The sequence below is a fragment of the Virgibacillus sp. LDC1 genome, assembly GCF_025792345.1.
Taxonomy (GTDB): domain Bacteria; phylum Bacillota; class Bacilli; order Paenibacillales; family Paenibacillaceae; genus Paenibacillus_AQ; species Paenibacillus_AQ lautus.
This window is the reverse complement of record NZ_JAOXLZ010000001.1, coordinates 3,129,118-3,147,436: the sequence shown is the minus strand read 5'-3', so window position 1 is coordinate 3,147,436 and position 18,319 is coordinate 3,129,118. Positions and strand designations below refer to the sequence as shown.

The window sequence follows — 18,319 nt, the reverse complement described above, 5'->3', positions numbered from 1 at the left end:
AGGAGGGTTTTACGATGAGACGGCTGGAAATTTCGAAAATCGTCATTTATCTCATGTTGTTTGTGTTTACGCTCATGGTATTGGTTCCTCTCCTGAATCTGCTGGCGCTGTCCTTAACCGATCCCGGCAAAGCCCACTTGATGGGCGGACTGGACATTTTTCCGAAGGGATTCTCAACGATCAATTACCAACTGTTATTGTCCAATCCCTTGATTACGGGCAGTATTCTGAATTCCGTATGGATTACCGTGGCGGGCACATTCCTAAATCTGCTGCTGACCTCGATGGCAGCATACGTGCTGGCCAGAACCGAATTTATCGGTAAAAAGGTCGTGTTATTCTTTCTGATCGTCATTATGGTGTTCGAGCCGGGCATGATTCCCGAATACCTGCTCGTGAAGGATCTCGGACTGATGAATACGCTAACTTCACTGATCCTGTACAAAGCGATCAACGTGTACTATCTCTTTATTCTCATGCGGTTCATTCAGGACATTCCGGAGGAGATTCTGGAGGCATCCCGAATCGACGGCGCAGGTCATTTTCGCTTATACAGCCGAATCATACTGCCGCTGTCCAAACCGGGGCTGGCGACAATGGGTTTGTTCTACGGGGTGTATCACTGGAATGAATATTTCAGAGCCACGCTCTACATTTCGGACCCGACCAAATGGCCGCTGCAGGTCGTGCTCAGACAGTTTGTTGTCCGCAAGGACAATACGTCCTTAATCGGCAACCAAAACATGTTCGACAGCTCGATCAACTTTGATTTCGCTTCCCTGCAGGCAGGTACGATCATGATTGCGATTGTACCGCTGCTGTTCCTATATCCGTTCATTCTGAAATATTACGCGAAAGGCGAACTGGAGGGCGGAGTGAAGGATTAAGCGGGAGGGCGAAGGCAGCTTACTTATAAGGCATAAATGTTCAAATTCAAAAAAGGGGAGAAAGATGAACATGAAAAAATTAAGCCTGTTATTCATCGTTGCCATGCTGGTTATGGTTATGTCAGCATGTACGTCGAATTCGAAGACACCGGAGGCGGGTCAGACCGAAACCGGGACCGCGCAGCCTGACGGAAGCGGTGATCCCGTTACGCTGAAAATTGTGTACAAGGATGAAGGAACGGCGAACCCTGTTTCGGTTAAATTCTTCGAGACCTTGGAGAAATCCCTGGCCGAAGACGAAGGCTTGAACGTGAAATTCGAGCTTGTGGATCTGGCTCAAGGGAGTTATGCCGAGAACCTGAATCTCTTGCTGTTAGGCGGAACCATTCCAGATATCATCTATTTCCAGGGCGGTGACCAGCAAATTGCCGATCAAGGTCTGCTGGAAGATCTGACACCTTACATTGAAAATTCAACCTACATTAAAAATATCATCGAGCCGCACAACAAGACCCGGATGGCGAGTTATCCGTATCTGCTGTGGATCAAGCCGCTAGCACCGAAGACGCCGGTCATTCGGGCCGATTGGTTTAATGCCATGGAGAGCTCCAAGGCCTTGATGGAGAACCCGACCGTCGACAATTATTACGCCTTCTTCAAGGAACTGGTGGAGAAGAAGCCGGGTGAAGGCAAGCCGAGTTACGCGCTGACGGCAGCAGGCGATATTGCCGAGATCAACTTCATTTTTAATACGGCTTTCGGTTTGGATACGACTTGGCTCAAGAAGGAAGACGGAACTTATGAGTACTCCAAGGTTTCTCAGAAGGAAAAAGAAAAGCTGACGTTCTACAATAAGCTCTACAAGGAAGGGCTTCTTGACCCGCAATTTATTACAAAGCAGTGGGATACCAAGGAGGATGCCTTCTATAAAGGAGAAGCTGCCGTTATTACGGGCACAGCCGGCAAAATCATCGATTTGTATGACGGAAGAATGCAGGAACTGGGCGGAGACGACGCCAATCTGATAGTGCTGCCGCCGGCCAAGGGCGAAGCTCAAGGCTTTGGGGCTACCGATGTGACGAAGGAATCCAGAGGACTTGCGATCTCTTCGCAGTCGCCGCATAAAGACGTGGCGTTCAAGGTCTTCGATTACCTTGCAAGCCCGAAGGGGCAAATGCTGGACCGCCTCGGTTTTAAAGATGAGCATTACAAGGTGGTTGACGGCGAGATTGAGTTGAACGAGAAGTACTACACCGAATGGTATGCGCGTTTCTGGGAGCCGACCGAGATCAAATCCGAAATGCCTTTGAAAACGCCTCTCCTGGGTGAGCCGGGCTCCGAATCGTTGAAAATGGCTACCGAATTCTACACGGAAGACAACAACTTTATCATTCCCGAGCAGTTCATTGCCAACTGGGACGCAATGAACAACCTGTACAAGGAATACTCGACGGACTTTATTACGGGCAAGAAGGACTTGTCCCAATTCGACCAATTCGTTGAAGCCTGGAATGCTGCGGGCGGTGCAGAAATTACGAAATACGCCAACGAAAACATCAAGTAAGGAGCCTATGACTATGACTTCGTTTCGTGACCGGGTGAGGGGCGTGGTGATATCCACCGCGCTCGGAGACGCAATGGGAGCTCCAATCGAGAAATTAACGTACGAGGAAATCAAGTCCAAATACGGACGCGTGGAATCCCTGATGACAAGATGGCATAAGATGGATCTGCCGGCCGACGTCCGGCTTGGACGGGTAAGGGGCGATGGGATTGTCACGGACGATACGCTGATGACCATTGCGCTCATGAATGTGTATCTTACCGAGGGCAGGCATTTGGATGCCTATGATATGGGCAATGAATTCGTGAAGGAGATTGCGTTCCGCAAGACGTTTGTCCCTGAGCTGAATGAGGAGACGTTGATCATCGATCGATTGTTCTATCCGGAAAAATATATCTTTATGCGTCATGTGCTCGCCAATTGCGACCCGAGAGAAGGCGGCATCGGGAATATGGTGAACTGCGGGGCGGCGATGTACATCGCCCCGATCGGGATCGTCAATGCCGGCAATCCCAAGGCGGCTTATGATGAAGCCATCCTGTTTGCGATGGGTCATCAGAGCAGCTACGGCCTGGAAGCTGCGGGCGTACTGGCCGCTTGCGTGGCAAAGGCGTTTGAGCCGGAGGTGAGTGTGGACGATATTGTCCGCACCGCCATCAGCTTGGCAAAAGACGGCACGAAAGCTGCCATTCAAGAGATGACGCAAGCTGCCTATGATCTGCGGCAGGAGCGGGAAGACATGGACAAAGTGATCGAGGTGTTTCAGGCGATCATGCTTAAATATTCGCCGATGGGCGATGACGTGAGCCGTCATATCGACAAGGTTGGCATCCCAAGCAACCATTACACCCCAAGCCGCTTATGGTCGATTGAAGAGCTGCCCATGGCACTGGCGTTTATCGTTCTCAATGAAGGCGATTACTATCGTTCGATTCTGGACGGGGTTAACTCCGGACGTGATACGGACTCGATCGGCGTCATGGCCGGGGTAATCCTGGGCGCCATGTATGGCGCCGAGGTCATCCGCGAGGAAGATATCGAGCAATTGAATAAGGTGAACCGCTTGGACCTGTGTGCCATCGCCGACCGGTTCAGCGGCATTGCCGCGAAGATCATTGAGGAGGATTTGCGGATCAACGAGAACCGAAAGCGAATGATGAATCGTTAGCTTTTCATGTGCACGGACATGGTTTCAAAGCTAGGAGGGAGAGCAAATGATACCTAAACATTATGTAGAGACGGTATATGCGGGATTCATCGGTATGAACATTGGCATAAGACTCGGTGCCCCCATTGAACCGGTTGCTTGGACGTATGAACGCATTCGGGACGTATACGGCGATATCCGGGATTACGTGAAGCCGTACAAAACCTTTGCCGCGGACGATGACGCAAATGGTCCGGTTTTCTTTATTCGTGCGCTGTATGACGATGCGACGGACCGAGAGTTAGAGCCGGAGGATGTGGGCAAAGCATGGCTCAATTACGCAAGGGAAGGGATCGGCATGTTCTGGTGGGGCGGCGAGGATATCAGTACCGAACACCGCGCCTATATGAATCTGCGCAAAGGCATCCCGGCCCCTCGTTCGGGTTCGATCGAGGTCAACGGCACGGAGATGGCGGAGCAGATCGGCGGCCAGATCTTCATTGATTCCTGGGGCCTGCTGTTCCCTGGGCAAGCGGAAAAAGCAGCGGATTACGCCGAAAAAGCAGCCAGCGTCTCCCACGACGGCAATGGGCTGTATGGTGCCCGCTTCATGGCTGCTTGCATAGCCAAAGCCTTTGATGCTTCAACCATGGATGAGATTATCGCGGAAGGACTTCGCATGATTCCGGATGACTCCACCTATGCACGCGTGGTCCATGCGGTGATGGACTTCCACCGGGAGCATCCATCGGATTTCCGGGCGTGTCGTCAATACTTGGAGGATCACTGGGGATACGATAAATATACGGGCGTATGCCACATTATCCCGAATGCGGGGGTCTGCGTGGTAGCTCTGTTGTACGGTGAGGGAGATTTTGCACGTACGGTAGAGATTGCATCAATGTGCGGCTGGGATACCGATTGCAATGCAGGAAACGTAGGGACGATCCTCGGCGTATACGGCGGTTTGGCGGGGATTCCAGAACACTATCGCAAACCGATTAATGACTTTATCGTAGCCTCCAGCGTGTCGGGGTACTTGAACCTGGTGGATTTTCCGACATTCGCAAAAGAGCTTGCCCTACTGGGTTATCGCCTCAACGGAGAGAAGGCACCTGAAGCGTTGGTGCGGCGGGTGAAGCAAGGGGAGGTCTACTTCGATTTCGACCTGCCGGGATCCACGCACGGCTTTCGGACGAGTCATTCGTTCAAGACGCCTGTCCTGCGCCATTCAACCAAGAATGCCTATGACGGCAGAGGCTCCTTAGAAGTCGTCTTTGACCGACTGGTAGAAGGCGATAGCAGCAAAATCTACTATAAACCGTTCTATCGCCGGGCGGAGTTTAATGATGAGAAATATAAGCCGACCTTTGCCCCCCTGGCCTACAGCGGACAGACCGTATCCGCCCAAATTTATGTGGATCAGTGGGAAGGCGAACCGGTAACCTTGACTCCGTATGTGCGCAATACCTATACGCAGGAGGACATTCGATTGGCAACGTATACTCCTGCGGGCGGAGAGTGGAATGCGGTTGAATTCGTCATTCCGGATACCGAAGGCGCCATGATTGATGAGATCGGCTGGATACTCGAGAGCCCGTCGCCGCTCTTGAACCGCGCCATCGGAAGTTTGTTCGTCGGGCAATTCCGCATCACGGGAGCTGCGGACTATACAATCGATTTTGCCAAGCAGGCTAAAGAGTTCGCTTCTATCACTCCATTCTCGCATCATCGGGGAATATGGGAGCTGCGTGACGGCGTGCTGCATTGTACTTCGCAAGGGGATACCTCGTCCTATTCCGGCAATTACTACGCCGGAGATATGGAGATGGAGGCTACCATCAAACCGATATCCGGCAACAGCCATTGTCTGATTACGAGGGCACAGGGCGTCATGCGTCATTATCTGGCCGGCTTCGACGGCCCGAACTCCGTATCGTTTATGAAACAGGACTTCGGGATCACGCGTCTGATTACGGCAAGATACGATTGGGCATTGGGTCAAGAATACCGCCTGAAGCTGGTGTCCGAGAAGGATCGGTTCATCTTGTATATTAATGGAGAGAATGTGCTGGAATGCAAGGATACCGCCTTTGGTCATGGCATGTTCGGCTTTGGCTGCCTCGAGGACGGCGAGAATGAGATCAAGGATGTTCACGTCCGTGCAACGGAGCCGAAGCCGGTTTAAGAGAAGGGAGCGGGTTATCTTTGCGTAAGCTGGTTGTCATTGGAAGCATTAATATGGATGTTGTGAGTAAAGTAGAGCAGTTTCCCCGGCCGGGGGAAACGATTCATAGCAGGGGCACATCTTTTTTTCCTGGAGGTAAAGGGGCGAATCAGGCTGTGGCTGCGGCCTCGGCCGGTGCGGATTGTACCATGGTCGGTGCGGTTGGTCTTGATCCATTTGGGAATACGCTGGTTACTTCCTTGGAAGAGCGCGGGGTTGGCGTTACATCGGTCCTCTCCAAGCCAGGCACCTCAGGTATTGCGATCATCACGGTCAACGATGAAGGCGAGAATTATATCGTGCTCTCGGAAGGAGCCAATGGACGGCTGACCGAAGAGGATGTTGCCGCCGAGGTGAAGTGGGATGGAGTATATGCTGTGCTGCTGCAGAATGAAATTCCGTGGCAGACGACGCAATATGTTATCCAATCGGCCAGCAATGCAGGCGTTCGCGTCTGGCTGAATCCGGCGCCTGCGCGAAAGATCCCTCAAGATGTGTTACCGCTGATAGATACATTGATTGTGAACGAAACGGAAGCAGAAGTGGTAAGCGGCCTAAAGGTGGAGGACGCAGCTTCAGCTAATGCTGCTGCAGCATCGATCATCGACAGAGGCACCTCCAACGTGATCATCACCCTTGGCGAGTTAGGCTGCTTCTATGGGAATGCACGGGGCGAGCGTTTCACTGTTCCGGCTTTCCGCGTCAAACCTGTGGATACCACGGCGGCAGGAGATACCTTTATCGGTGCGTATGCGGCGGCTTGCACGGAGGGACTGGAAACGGAAGAGGCGCTTCAGTTTGCAACTGCAGCGGCTGCACTGACGGTGACCCGTCCGGGCGCTGCATCCTCCATACCGTCCAAGGAAGAGATTTTGGCTTTTATGATTCAGTAATCCGTTGCAATAAGCGAGAGGGCGTTTAGTTGCCTTCTCGCTTTTGTTATCTTCCCCCATCGCATTTCGAACATGCGACGGAGACGTGTCATGACGGCGATCCACCATCTATTCGATCCATTACTCCGGATCGGATGAGGCCGTAATGGCTGTGAGTCATGTTATGTGAGATCTAAATGGAGCTGCCCGACATGTTCTGCCGAACCCTTTCATATATGTAAGAGTGACAATAATGAATCTATGAAATGGGGTATCTGGCTAATGGCAAAACAAAAAAGAGGCAAATCCTTGTGGAACCTACCAACTCGCGCTCGCGGTACTTGCCCGGTGTGCAAGAGTACCCGGACTAAACTGTTGTATCCCCGAACCAAATCGGACGGGACTGCCCTGAAGGTGTGCAAGCGCTGCGACGGCGCTACGCAGGAGCGAGTGGACGCGGCGGTTTAGCCTGCTTCCCGATGATAAATACGCCTAGCTCTCTTACAGTGGCTGGGCTGGGCAGCCTGCTTTCCAGCCCGGCATGCACAGCTTGGCCCAATACGCAGCTCGGGCATCACCCGCTGCGCCCTATAATCCCTGCCTGTCTTGCCGATCAGGGATTATTTGGAATATAATAGATTTACCTATGAGCGTGCATAGACCGTTTTCCTCGTGAAGCGGTCTATGCTTTTTTACACGGATACAGGATTTTAGGATTATGCTCTTATTCAAGTTGCGGCTAGCCAATAGAAGAACCGGTGGAGGTTGAATTGTAAGAGGGCGAAGAAGAATATCATGTCATTGGCGGTGGATGGTATGTTAGAGGAACGGTTAAAGGAGTACATAAGCCAGCATAAGCAATTGATGACCGATTTGGGCAGCGTTCGCGACTTGGGGCTGCCGCAATGCTATATTGCTGCAGGCTACATTCGAAATTATGTGTGGGACCTGCTTCATGGGTTAGAAGGGACGGACCGGCATACGGATATCGATGTCGTATACTTCGATCCGGAGGATGTTTCTGAAGAGCGGGATGCAGACTTGGAGCAACATTTAAGGATCTCGACGGGGAACCAGAAATGGTCGGTTAAGAATCAGGCCAGAATGCATGTGAAGAATGGAGATGAGCCTTATAACTCGACCCATGCAGCGTTAACCTATTGGCCGGAGACGGCTACCGCGGTCGGGGCAAGGCTGAACGCCGAGGGAGAGCTTGAGCTCTGCTGTCCTTATGGATTGGAGGATTTATTTGCGCTTCGGGTTCGCAGAAGCCCTAACTTCCATAAGCGAAGCTATTATTTGGAACGGGTAGGGAAGAAACAATGGGAGGATCTTTGGCCGCAGCTAACGATAAGCGATGATTAGACAAAGGTATCCAACCAGGAGCTGCGGTGAGCAAGGAAATGAGGTTGTCCATGTGGAATTTATAGAGTGGCCTATTAACGGCCGGAACGAGGGGCTGTTGTATGGACATATTTAACCGCGCACGTGAAAAGGAAATGTCGTATCACGAGAAACTATATGAACAAGCTGTATTATTTCAACCTGGAAGCTGGTTAGCCAAGCCCGTTCAGACGGTCCTGGATCATTTGGAATTATTGTCATTTCAAGAGATGCGGGTACTGGATCTGGCCTGTGGTGTTGGGCGTAATAGTATCCCGGTTGCGCAGCGGATCCAATCGACGAACGGGAAGGTCACCTGCGTGGATCTGCTGCCATCGGCAGTCGACAAGCTGCAGCAGTATGCCGCATTGCATGGCGTAAGCTCAAACCTTGAGGCACTTGTGGCAGACGTGGAGCACTATGAAATTGCCGAGGATACCTATCATTACATCGTTGCATGTTCATGTCTGGAGCATATGAGCTCCGAGGAAGCCTTCGTATCCAAGATCGAACAGATGCAGGCAGGAACCGTGGAGCAGGGTATACATTGCATATTGATGAGCACAGAGGTTAAGGAAATCGATCAGGAAACGGGCTTGGAGGAGGAAGGCTTAATCGAGTTGAATCTATCCGCCGACAGGGCCTTTTCCATCCTTGATGAGCTGTATTCGGAATGGGAGATCCTAACGAGGCGGCAGGTGCAGCAGAATATTCAAGAAGTGAAGGATGGGAGAGACGTACGATTCCGAAGTCAATGGATCACCTTCACTGCAAGAAAAGGAGTGTGTTGACCCGTGGTGAAACATACGCATCTCGGCGTTTATGGAGTATTGATTCAGCATGATCATATCCTGTTGATCCAGAAAGCGAGAGGGCCGCACAAGGGGAAGTGGGATTTACCGGGCGGCTCCATTGAGTTCGGAGAAGAGCCGGAGTTTACGCTGCAGCGCGAATTTATAGAGGAAACCGGGCTTTCTCCAATTAAGGGAACCATTCGGACAGCTGTATCCTACACGATCGTATATCAGTATGGAGCGAATCAGATGGAAGAGCTGCATCACATCGGCATTATGTATGATGTCGAGCTGCTGGATCATCAGGCCGTGATCAAGACGGACGGTGACGGCCAGGACTCATTAGGAGCAAAATGGATTCCTTTGGAGTCATTGGGCTTGTTACCGTTAACCCCATTTGTAGAGATGATGATGGAGCCCGTGTTAAAGGGTGAGACTCCTAAAGAAGCAGAGATTGAGGGATGACAACTTTCTATTTTGTGAGGCATGCGGAATCTCCCTTTATCGAAGGGAAGGAAAGGTCGCGGAGATTGTCTGCGGAGGGTTCGCTCGCTGCGGTTCGAGTCAAGGAATTACTCCTGGGGGAAGGGATTGACGTTATCATATCAAGCCCCTATCAGCGAGCCAAGGATACGGTCCAACCATTGGCGGACGCTTTAGGACTACCGATTGCGGAGCAAGAGGACTTGAGGGAACGGAATGCCGGAGATTTTCAGGGGCATTCATTCCTCGATGCCAAAAAGATACTGTTTCAGGATCCAGCCACTTCCTTCCCCGGAGGGGAATCCAGCAAAACCGCGCAAAGCCGAGCAGTCCAGGTGCTGGAGGAAATCCTGAATACACATATAGGCAAGCGCGTTGTGATTGGCACGCATGGCGACATTATGACACTCATGCTGCAGCACTATGATCAACGATTCGACTATCAGTTCTGGCAAGGAATGACGCTGCCGGATATATACCGAGTCGAGTTTGAAGAAGGACGGCTTGCGAATACAGCGCGGTTATGGAGCGAGCAATAATGCTGGTGTACTCTATATGATACAAAAAGGGAGCTGCCCCATTTGAAGATTTGCTCTCATGACATACGGTTCGTCAGATTTAATAATGGTACAAATGAAAAAATGGCTGTGCTCAGGATGTTATCCTCGCACAGCCATTTCTTGCATTTTCGGTCCGTAGTCGCTTCGAAAGCAGTATACATTATGTAGTCTGTACCATACTTAAAATTTGAAAATGTTGATCGTTTTTTGCAGCCGGAAGACGGCATTATTCATCGCTTCTGCTTCCTCGGCCATCTTCTGGATCGATGAAATGCCTTCATTCATGGATGCCGACACCTGCTCCGTTCCTGCGGCGGATTGCTGTGTGATCGCCGATATATTCTGAATCGCGGAAGAAATGCTCTTCGCACTATCCAGCATGGATTCGCTCTCCTTGGAGAAAGCAGCGATCTGCTCCGAAATATACTGCACACTGTTTACAATCTCCATGAACACCAGCTCAGCTTCACGGATCATTTCGGTTTGCTGCCTGACGACCTCTTCATTAATTTTAATGTTCTGAGTCGCATGTTTCACGTCCGATTCGATGCTCCGTACGAGATTGAATACTTCCCGTGTCGATGACGTGGATTCTTCGGCCAATTTACGCACCTCTTGGGCTACGACGGCAAAGCCCGCGCCATGCTCCCCTGCTCTTGCGGCTTCAATGGATGCGTTCAAGGATAACAAGTTGGTCTGATCGGCAAGTTCCGAGATCGTCTCCGTGATCTGCGTAATTCCCCTGGCACTCTGGGCCAGTGCATCAATGGATTCCGAGACCTTGGCCGTTGCGTCAATATTACGCTGCATTCCGGCAGACTGCTTGGCAACGGAGTCCCTTCCTTGCTCAACCAGTCCCAGCGTTTCGATCGAACGGGTATTCATTTCCTGGGTTGAATGCGTATAATTGCTGACCTTCTCTTCGATCTCACGGATGGAATGCGTCATTTCGGCTACGTCTTCCGAAATTTCGTTAGCGCCGACGGCCAGCTCATTGGAGGATAAGGAGACCTGATTCATCACTTGAATGAGCTCCTGGTTTTTAATCGAGATGTTTGAGCTTGACGTCATGACCTGGCGGGTGATATCCGAGGTCTCCTGCAATATTTTACGAAGCTTGTCCACCATGCTGTTGAACGTTCGGCTGAGATCGTTCATTCCCCCAACCTCTTCTACCTGGAAGGTGAAGTCGCCTTTAGCGATTTTGGCGGAAACGCTGGAGATTTCCGCAAAGGAATTCGTAAGCGCTTTCTCAATGAGGCGAGAAAGAGGAACCGTAAGACCGGTTAGTGCCACGACGATGACCACACCAATGATTGCTTTACCCATTAGAATAAATGCAAGCAGCATTGGAACCGCAAACAAAGCGGCAATGAGAAAACAGGCTGCGGTAATTTTCCGCGAGATAGGGAGTCTGTTGAACCATGCCATAAGAATGAGTCCTCCTCAACAACATAGGATATATTTACCATGATTATAGCATCGACGGGCAAAACTAGATAGAACGAAATGACAAAAAGTGTTGAATTAGGTCGAAAGAACTGAAATTTGAGGAGGGAGAGGGGATACGCAGCGAATATGCGAATCCCCCTTAATGCACAGATAGGAAATGATTTTATTTTACAGCCCGGAATAAGGCGGAAGCGAGATAATCGGTATTGTCCAGGATCATGCGGTCATGCTTGAACAGCGTTTCCCAAAGCGCAACATCGAACAGAAGTCCTTTATCGCGCTGTTCTAATGTATCCAAATGACGTGTTTGCTCTTCCTTTAACTGCTCATTGAAGTGATTGTACTCCAGAATCTCTTCTTGTTTAAACCCGCAAGCCAAGAGCGACTCCGCCCATTCTTCCCTCATCATGAGATTAGGGATCCCGAAGAATTCGAGCAGTTCCTGAAGCTTTGCCTCCGGCATGGGCTTATCTAGCAGCAATTCTCTGTCCAGCAGGACACCTCCATGATCCAGAACGCGGTAATATTCGGGCAGCGATTTCGAAGTATCTGTAAATACAGTAACGGACTCGGCCATGATCAGATCAAATTGGTTGTCCTCGAAAGGCAATGCGCATACATCCGCCTGATGGAACTGGACATCGATTTCCATAGCCTTGGCTCTTGCGCGGGCTTTTTTGATCATATTCTCGTTTAGGTCAATGGCGGTCACTTGATACCCCATCTCCGAAAGATGGCATGCGGTTCTGCCAGTTCCGCACCCCACCTCCAGAATGCGGCTGCCCGGTTGAATGGGAAAATTCTTCAGCATTCTGAGGGTTGCCTCGAATCCTCCCGGGTGGGCACTGCCCATGCCTAATTTGGAGAGCATATGAATATAGTTCATCTCATCTATCCCTTCTTCCTTATGATCAACATGAGGGTAATCGTTTATTTACCATATGATTCAGGTACGTTTAGGGTTTTAGCTGAATTAGATATTTTGAGCCCTTTTTTCGGGAGGATTAGAGTCATATTGGAGGAAACGTCATGAGGATGGAACCGGTAGAGGCAGCGAAACGTGTCATTCAACACGATTATCCCGACTGTTTGCTTGCTGTGCTCGGCGGCAGTGCGAGCAGAGGCGAATATAATGAACAATCCGATTTGGACATCATGGTCATAGAACGGGACGGATATGATTTCAGCAGGAAGACGATAGAGGCACATGGGTGGATCGCGGAAATATTTATATTGTCTTTATCCTCGTATCGCGAATATTTCGACGAGGGCGTCATGGCGGCGAATCCGTCAATGCAGCGGATGATTGCGGATGGGACGGTGCTGCGCGCGCTGCCCGAGGGAGAAGAGGTACGGGCGGAGGCCCGAAGCGATTTGAATTACGGCCCCATGCCCTTGACGCTAACCGACATGAACCAATACCGTTATATGCTAACCGAGTACATGCTGGACTTGGAGGGTCCACGAAGGGATGGCGAAAAATGGTTTACGGTGCACAAAATCGCGGCGATTCTCTGTGAATTTGTACTTAGGGTGAACCGGGAGTGGACGGGTGAAGGGAAAACACTGTTCCGGCTGTTCAGCCGCTATGACACAATCTTGGGAGACCGATTGGAAGCAGCGCTCGCGGCGATGTATCGCCAGGATGATCCCTCAGCTCTGATGGCATTCACCGAGGAAATGCTCCGTCCGTACGGAGGGAAGCTTCTCATTGGTTTTGAGGAATAATATTTCCTAACCAATATATAAAGAGAGGTACATTAGCCGTGACACTAGCACAAAGCGGGCAATACTATAATAGTGTGATTACATCACGTCATTCTTTAAATCCAGGAGGGGATCTTCATGAGCGGAGAATACGGCGGCGCATGGGGCAATTCAGTAGGAACTATTTTGGTTCTCTTTATCCTGCTCGTAATTATCTTGAGTGCTTGGGTTTAAACTGTCAAGATTCTTGGCAGCTAGTGACAGGAAAGCCCGGCTTTTGCCGGGCTTTTGTCTGCCTCAATAGAACTCAATTCGATGCGGCTTTGATTGATGGGCTGTGTGCGGACACAACTGCAGTCATGACCAGATGGCTGCTGTCGGATTGAATCGCATGTAAAAACGCGTCTTCAAGCGATCCAAATACCCGGGACAGGGACCCGTCCAATCGGCTGGCGTAATGAACGCTTCCGGCGAATGTCCCGGCTTCCTTCGCACGATTTACTTCACTGTAGATGACTTCCATATAGTTATCGGTACCCATGGGGTAAAGAGCGAATTGGCAGGCAGTCTCGATTTCGGCATGTTCTCCGATGTCACGGTTTAAGAGGGTCGAATCCTCAGTCATATATACATCGGCGTCCGTATCACCGGGGCAGCCGATGGAATAAGTACCATTAAAAACGGTGTGCACGCCGCTCGCCGCGGCATGGGCGAATATCGCCCTTGTAACATCAAAGACATGCTCTGCTCGTCCACGAATACAGGTGCTCACATCATCTGTCTGAATCCACACTTTCTCCGTATCCACAGATTGTAGTGCGTCCATGATGACCTCTACAAACCGGTCCGTCATGGGAAATACCGAGAACCGGCATCCGACGATCCGGCTGGTTCCGCATACAAGCTCATTCATTGTCATTTCCTCCCCATAATATAAGTCCACGCAAAAAAACCGCACCCCATGAAGAAGGTGCAGTTATGCCTACGAAAAGAAATAAACATAAATGCTACACTTCCCCACGCTAGTATGACCTAGATCGGGTGATAAGGGTTAACGGCAGCCCGCCGTCTCTCAGCACATGGCACCCCTAGTACAGCCAACATCCTATGTAGTTGGTTATTGCAAGTTTGCCCCGGAGCCTCCGTTATCGTAGGAATTCGAGGGTTCTTACCTGTGTAATTGTATCGTTTTGCGATCGGTTTTTCAATCTTTGCCCATTATAAAAAAGACCGCCTATCCCAGTTGCAGGAACTTAGGAAGGCGGTTTTTTCATCTATTGGTTTAGTTGTATACTTTCACGCGATCTTCCAGCGGTGCAAATTCTTTTTCGCCTGGTTCAGCAACCGGCTTACCGAAAGGCATTTGAGCAATCAGCTTCCAGCTTTCTGGGATGTTCCATTCGGATTTTACTTTTTCGTCGATCAGCGGGTTGTAGTGCTGCAGGGATGCACCCAGACCTTCTGCTTCAAGGGATGTCCATACTACAAATTGCAGCATGCCGTTGGATTGGTTGGACCAAACCGGGAAGTTGTCGGCATAAGCGGCAAAGTTTTGTTGCAGCCCGGCAATGACGTTGTTGTCCTCGAAGAACAATACCGTACCGTAACCAGCGCGGAATGCAGCCATTTTGTCGGCCGTGGATTTGAAGGCTTCTTCATCGCCAACGACTTCCTTCAGGATGCCTTCCGTCATGTTCCACAGTTTATCATGCTGTTCGCCAAGCAATACAACGACGCGTGCACTTTGGGAGTTGAAAGAAGAAGGGGTATACTTAACCGCTTCGTTTACGATTTCTTGGATACGCTCGTCCGAGATAACGGATTCTTTGCTAATCCCGTAATAAGAACGGCGATTTTTGAGTGCAGTTGAAAAATCTTTAGACATTGAAAAAAAACCTCCTGGTGTAATCGAATTTGCATTCGCCTGATAAGAAGATGTCCTTTACTTCAAGCAAATATGCATTTTGCTTTTTATTGCAATCAATTTAATTATCATTCCATATTAACTTACGTTTAGTTAGAAATAATAATTATGTTAGGATATTAATATAACTTAGAGCAATTGTCAACGGCTTTTGATTAAATATAATTTTTCTTATGTATTTAATATGAATTGAATTCGTCTAGTTTTTAGAGAAGCCTCATTAAAGGGAAGCTTAACGAAAGTGTGACTCTGCCTGTGGATATTAGTTATGTCTCCTCGAAACTTCATATTATGAACAATTCATGACAAAATATACATGTATGAAGCTATTAATTGATTTTCATTCTCAATTATACTTGTCGAGCCAGAATGAGGATGATATAATGCATATCAGAACGCAATTGATAATCAATCTCAATGAGAATGGTGATGAAAATTGCAAGATCCCGGGTGTTTAGAGACATACGCATAGAAGGAAGAGCCATGAAGATTAGATACTTATTTGCAGCCGTTGTGGTACTCTCCGTAATTTCATTATTTATTGGAGTTAAAGATATCTCGCCACTGCAACTGTTTTCGATGACAGAACAACAACAGCATATTATGCTTGTAAGCCGGTTTCCTAGGCTTGTCAGTCTCATATTGGCGGGTGTCAGCATGAGCATCTGCGGATTGATCATGCAGCAGCTCAGCCGCAATAAGTTCGTATCGCCGACCACGGCAGGTACGATGGACTCAGCCAGACTGGGGATTTTGGTAGCGATGCTCGTCTTCACGACAAGCGGACCGCTTATCAAAATGCTTGTGGCCTTTGTATTCGCTCTGGCAGGAACCTTTATCTTCATGAAGATCCTGGATCGGATCAAGTTCAAGGATGCGATCTTCATCCCGCTCGTTGGACTGATGTTTGGTAATATCGTCAGTTCGATAGCCACTTTCTTTGCCTACAAATATGATCTTATTCAGAATATGTCCGCATGGCTTCAGGGTGATTTTTCCATGATCATGAAGGGCCAGTATGAAATGCTCTATATTAGCATCCCGCTTGTGATTCTGGCGTATCTGTTTGCCAACAAGTTTACGGTGGCCGGAATGGGAGAGGAGTTTGCAACCAACCTGGGCCTTCACTACCGGAGAGTTGTGAATCTGGGACTGGTCATCGTGGCGCTGGTTACGGCATCCGTCGTGCTGACCGTCGGCGTGATTCCGTTTCTTGGTCTGATCATACCTAATATTGTCAGTTTATACTTAGGAGACCATTTGAAAAAAAGCCTTTCGCATACCGCGCTGTTGGGGGCCGGGTTCGTACTGTTCTGTGACATCCTGGGCCGGATCATTATTTATCCCTATGAAATTCCGATTAGTCTAACCGTGGGCGTACTCGGAAGCGGTATATTCATTTTCTTACTGATGAGGAGAAAGGCATATGACTTATAAAGCCAAACTCGGCCTGTTGGCCGCAGCGGCAATCATCCTGGTGGCAGTCTTTCTGTTCATTGATCTTGGCGGCAATTGGGATTACGCGCTTCCAAGAAGAATCAAGAAGGTGCTGGCCATTATTCTGACCGGCGGAGCGATTGCTCTGTCTACCACGGTGTTTCAAACGGTCACGAATAACCGGATACTGACGCCAAGCGTTATGGGATTAGATTCCTTATATATCCTGATCCAGACCACCGTCATCTTTGTCTTCGGATCCTTTACGCTGTACAAACTGGGCAGCAACGTTAACTTTTTGATCAACGTCGGCGGGATGATCCTGTTTGCGGGAGTCTTATATAAGATTTTGTTCAAAAGGGAAGGAAACAACATTTACTTCCTGCTGCTGATCGGCATGATTTTTGGGACCCTGTTCTCCAGTATGTCTTCCTTCATGGAAGTGCTGATTGATCCGAACGAATTCCAGTTTGTGGCAGACAAAATGTTTGCCAGCTTTAACAATGTAAAGACCGAGCTTCTGGTCCTTTCCGTCATTGTTATTGCGCTGACCTTGCTGTATTTTGCCCGGTTTGCCAAGTACCTGAACGTGCTGGCACTAGGCCGTGAGCAGGCGATCAATCTCGGCGTGAATTATGATTATGTTGTGAAGCGGCTTCTGATTGTGGTTGCAGTTCTGATCTCGGTGGCCACCGCTTTGGTGGGGCCGATTACATTCCTCGGGCTCCTGGTTGTCAATGTTGCGTACGAAGTTATGAAGACGTACAGGCATTCATATTTAATTGCAGCATCCATACTGATTAGCGTTATTGCGCTGGTCGGCGGTCAATTGGTTGTAGAACGGGTGTTTACGTTCTCTACAACGCTCAGCGTCATTATCAACTTCATCGGCGGTGTCTACTTCATATACCTGCTACTAAAGGAGAGTAAAGCATGATCCAGGTTACGAACGTATCGAAAGTCTATGGCGGCAAAAAAGTCGTTGATAACGTGTCGGTTACGATCCCGAAAGGTCAAATCACTTCCTTTATCGGCCCGAACGGTGCCGGCAAGAGTACTTTGCTGTCCATGATTAGCAGATTAACAGGCAAGGACAGCGGACAAATTACGGTGGATGGTAAAGAGGTTAGCCAATGGAAGAGCGGCGATCTGGCGAAGAAGGTTTCGATCCTGAAACAATCCAACCATATCAGCCTCCGGCTGACGGTGCGTGAGCTTGTATCCTTCGGTCGTTTTCCATACTCTCAGGGCAGATTGAATGCGGAAGACGAGAAATACGTGGATGAAGCGATTTCCTATATGGAGCTTGGGGATATGCAGCATAAATATCTTCATCAGCTCAGTGGCGGTCAGACCCAGCGTGCCTACATTGCGATGGTTATCGCCCAGAATACAGAGTATATCCTGCTGGATGAGCCTTTGAACAATCTGGATATGAAACACTCCGTACAGATTATGAAGATTCTCAGAAAGCTTGTCGCTGATCTGAACAAGACGATTGTCATCGTTATTCATGACATCAACTTCGCCTCCTTCTATTCGGATTACATCGTCGCATTGAAGGATGGAGCCATTGAAAGCGAAGGGAAGACCGAGAACATCATTCAGAGCAATGTGCTTCGCGGCATCTATGACATGGACATTGAGATCGAAGAGATTAATGACAATCGGGTATGCGTATATTACGGCTAAGCGACATGGTATCAGAGAGTGGAGGATAAGGATTCTAAGGAGAACAACAGCACGGAATCCTTATCATATACAAGGACAGGGCTGCCTTGGGTACAAGACGGCATGATTTAATCTGTTCGAATTGAATTACATATTCAACCATAAATTCAAATATATGTTGAATTATAGAGCTTTTTTAAATATAAAAAAT

General features: G+C 49.3%; 19 protein-coding genes and 1 riboswitch. Of the genes, 15 read left to right on the top strand and 4 right to left on the bottom strand.

The genetic code is table 11. The features are described 5' to 3' along the window. The first annotated feature begins 14 nt into the window (after positions 1-14). From OHJ21_RS14020 to OHJ21_RS13975, 10 genes are all read left to right on the top strand, one after another. Entirely contained in the window at positions 15-887 is an 873-nt protein-coding gene (locus OHJ21_RS14020) for a carbohydrate ABC transporter permease (protein WP_394054648.1), read from the top strand. Positions 888-957: 70 nt separating this feature from the next. After that, complete coding sequence (locus tag OHJ21_RS14015; RefSeq protein ID WP_394054650.1) at positions 958-2,451, top strand: extracellular solute-binding protein; 1,494 nt, start codon at positions 958-960, stop codon at positions 2,449-2,451. A 13-nt stretch (positions 2,452-2,464) separates the two neighbouring features. Continuing rightward, positions 2,465-3,619: an ADP-ribosylglycohydrolase family protein gene (locus OHJ21_RS14010; RefSeq protein ID WP_486020290.1), complete on the top strand. Its 1,155-nt coding sequence runs from the start codon at positions 2,465-2,467 to the stop codon at positions 3,617-3,619. 46 nt (positions 3,620-3,665) lie between these two features. Beyond that, positions 3,666-5,786: an ADP-ribosylglycohydrolase family protein gene (locus OHJ21_RS14005; RefSeq protein WP_394054654.1), complete on the top strand. Its 2,121-nt coding sequence runs from the start codon at positions 3,666-3,668 to the stop codon at positions 5,784-5,786. 20 nt (positions 5,787-5,806) lie between these two features. Further along, the gene (gene rbsK, locus OHJ21_RS14000; RefSeq protein WP_394054656.1) at positions 5,807-6,718 is read left to right on the top strand and encodes a ribokinase; all 912 of its coding nucleotides are present in this window, start codon (positions 5,807-5,809) and stop codon (positions 6,716-6,718) included. Positions 6,719-6,979: 261 nt separating this feature from the next. Continuing rightward, positions 6,980-7,165 (top strand): hypothetical protein, encoded by a 186-nt coding sequence (locus OHJ21_RS13995; protein WP_100539464.1) that lies wholly within the window; start codon positions 6,980-6,982, stop codon positions 7,163-7,165. Between the two features lie 348 nt (positions 7,166-7,513). Next, positions 7,514-8,062: a nucleotidyltransferase family protein gene (locus OHJ21_RS13990; protein WP_394057338.1), complete on the top strand. Its 549-nt coding sequence runs from the start codon at positions 7,514-7,516 to the stop codon at positions 8,060-8,062. A 101-nt stretch (positions 8,063-8,163) separates the two neighbouring features. Beyond that, the gene (locus OHJ21_RS13985; RefSeq protein ID WP_326114034.1) at positions 8,164-8,871 is read left to right on the top strand and encodes a class I SAM-dependent methyltransferase; all 708 of its coding nucleotides are present in this window, start codon (positions 8,164-8,166) and stop codon (positions 8,869-8,871) included. A gap of 3 nt (positions 8,872-8,874) precedes the next feature. Further along, complete coding sequence (locus OHJ21_RS13980; RefSeq protein WP_394054660.1) at positions 8,875-9,339, top strand: NUDIX hydrolase; 465 nt, start codon at positions 8,875-8,877, stop codon at positions 9,337-9,339. Continuing rightward, the gene (locus OHJ21_RS13975; RefSeq protein ID WP_394054662.1) at positions 9,336-9,896 is read left to right on the top strand and encodes a histidine phosphatase family protein; all 561 of its coding nucleotides are present in this window, start codon (positions 9,336-9,338) and stop codon (positions 9,894-9,896) included. The genes OHJ21_RS13980 and OHJ21_RS13975 overlap by 4 nt, the downstream gene beginning before the upstream one ends. A gap of 201 nt (positions 9,897-10,097) precedes the next feature. Here OHJ21_RS13975 and OHJ21_RS13970 read toward each other — a convergent pair whose 3' ends face one another. Further along, on the bottom strand, positions 10,098-11,348 hold the full coding sequence (locus tag OHJ21_RS13970) for a methyl-accepting chemotaxis protein (RefSeq protein WP_326118836.1): 1,251 nt from the start codon (positions 11,346-11,348) through the stop codon (positions 10,098-10,100). Between the two features lie 184 nt (positions 11,349-11,532). After that, entirely contained in the window at positions 11,533-12,240 is a 708-nt protein-coding gene (locus OHJ21_RS13965; RefSeq protein WP_394054665.1) for a class I SAM-dependent methyltransferase, read from the bottom strand. A gap of 158 nt (positions 12,241-12,398) precedes the next feature. Here OHJ21_RS13965 and OHJ21_RS13960 point away from each other — a divergent pair, with 158 nt between their 5' ends. Both OHJ21_RS13960 and OHJ21_RS13955 read left to right on the top strand, forming a co-directional pair. Continuing rightward, positions 12,399-13,097 (top strand): nucleotidyltransferase domain-containing protein, encoded by a 699-nt coding sequence (locus tag OHJ21_RS13960; RefSeq protein WP_100538229.1) that lies wholly within the window; start codon positions 12,399-12,401, stop codon positions 13,095-13,097. Positions 13,098-13,214: 117 nt separating this feature from the next. Beyond that, a complete protein-coding gene (locus OHJ21_RS13955; RefSeq protein WP_100538228.1) occupies positions 13,215-13,310 on the top strand; it encodes a sporulation protein YjcZ in 96 nt (31 codons plus the stop codon). A gap of 73 nt (positions 13,311-13,383) precedes the next feature. Here OHJ21_RS13955 and OHJ21_RS13950 read toward each other — a convergent pair whose 3' ends face one another. Both OHJ21_RS13950 and OHJ21_RS13945 read right to left on the bottom strand, forming a co-directional pair. Beyond that, positions 13,384-13,989 carry a YkoF family thiamine/hydroxymethylpyrimidine-binding protein gene (locus OHJ21_RS13950; RefSeq protein WP_326114040.1) on the bottom strand — a complete coding sequence of 202 codons (606 nt, stop codon included), beginning with the start codon at positions 13,987-13,989 and terminating at the stop codon, positions 13,384-13,386. 84 nt (positions 13,990-14,073) lie between these two features. Then, positions 14,074-14,176: riboswitch (TPP riboswitch) on the bottom strand. Positions 14,177-14,358: 182 nt separating this feature from the next. Continuing rightward, positions 14,359-14,961, bottom strand: a complete 603-nt coding sequence (locus OHJ21_RS13945) for a nitroreductase family protein (protein ID WP_100538226.1) — start codon at positions 14,959-14,961, stop codon at positions 14,359-14,361. Positions 14,962-15,483: 522 nt separating this feature from the next. On the opposite strand from OHJ21_RS13945, the gene OHJ21_RS13940 reads away from it, so the two are divergent. From OHJ21_RS13940 to OHJ21_RS13930, 3 genes are read left to right on the top strand one after another with little or no spacing between them, the layout of a single operon-like run. Beyond that, positions 15,484-16,437: an ABC transporter permease gene (locus OHJ21_RS13940; RefSeq protein WP_486020289.1), complete on the top strand. Its 954-nt coding sequence runs from the start codon at positions 15,484-15,486 to the stop codon at positions 16,435-16,437. After that, positions 16,427-17,374 (top strand): iron chelate uptake ABC transporter family permease subunit, encoded by a 948-nt coding sequence (locus OHJ21_RS13935; protein WP_394054669.1) that lies wholly within the window; start codon positions 16,427-16,429, stop codon positions 17,372-17,374. The genes OHJ21_RS13940 and OHJ21_RS13935 overlap by 11 nt, the downstream gene beginning before the upstream one ends. Further along, a complete protein-coding gene (locus OHJ21_RS13930) occupies positions 17,371-18,129 on the top strand; it encodes an iron ABC transporter ATP-binding protein (RefSeq protein ID WP_076325073.1) in 759 nt (252 codons plus the stop codon). Before OHJ21_RS13935 ends, OHJ21_RS13930 begins: the two co-directional genes overlap by 4 nt. Positions 18,130-18,319 lie beyond the last annotated feature (190 nt).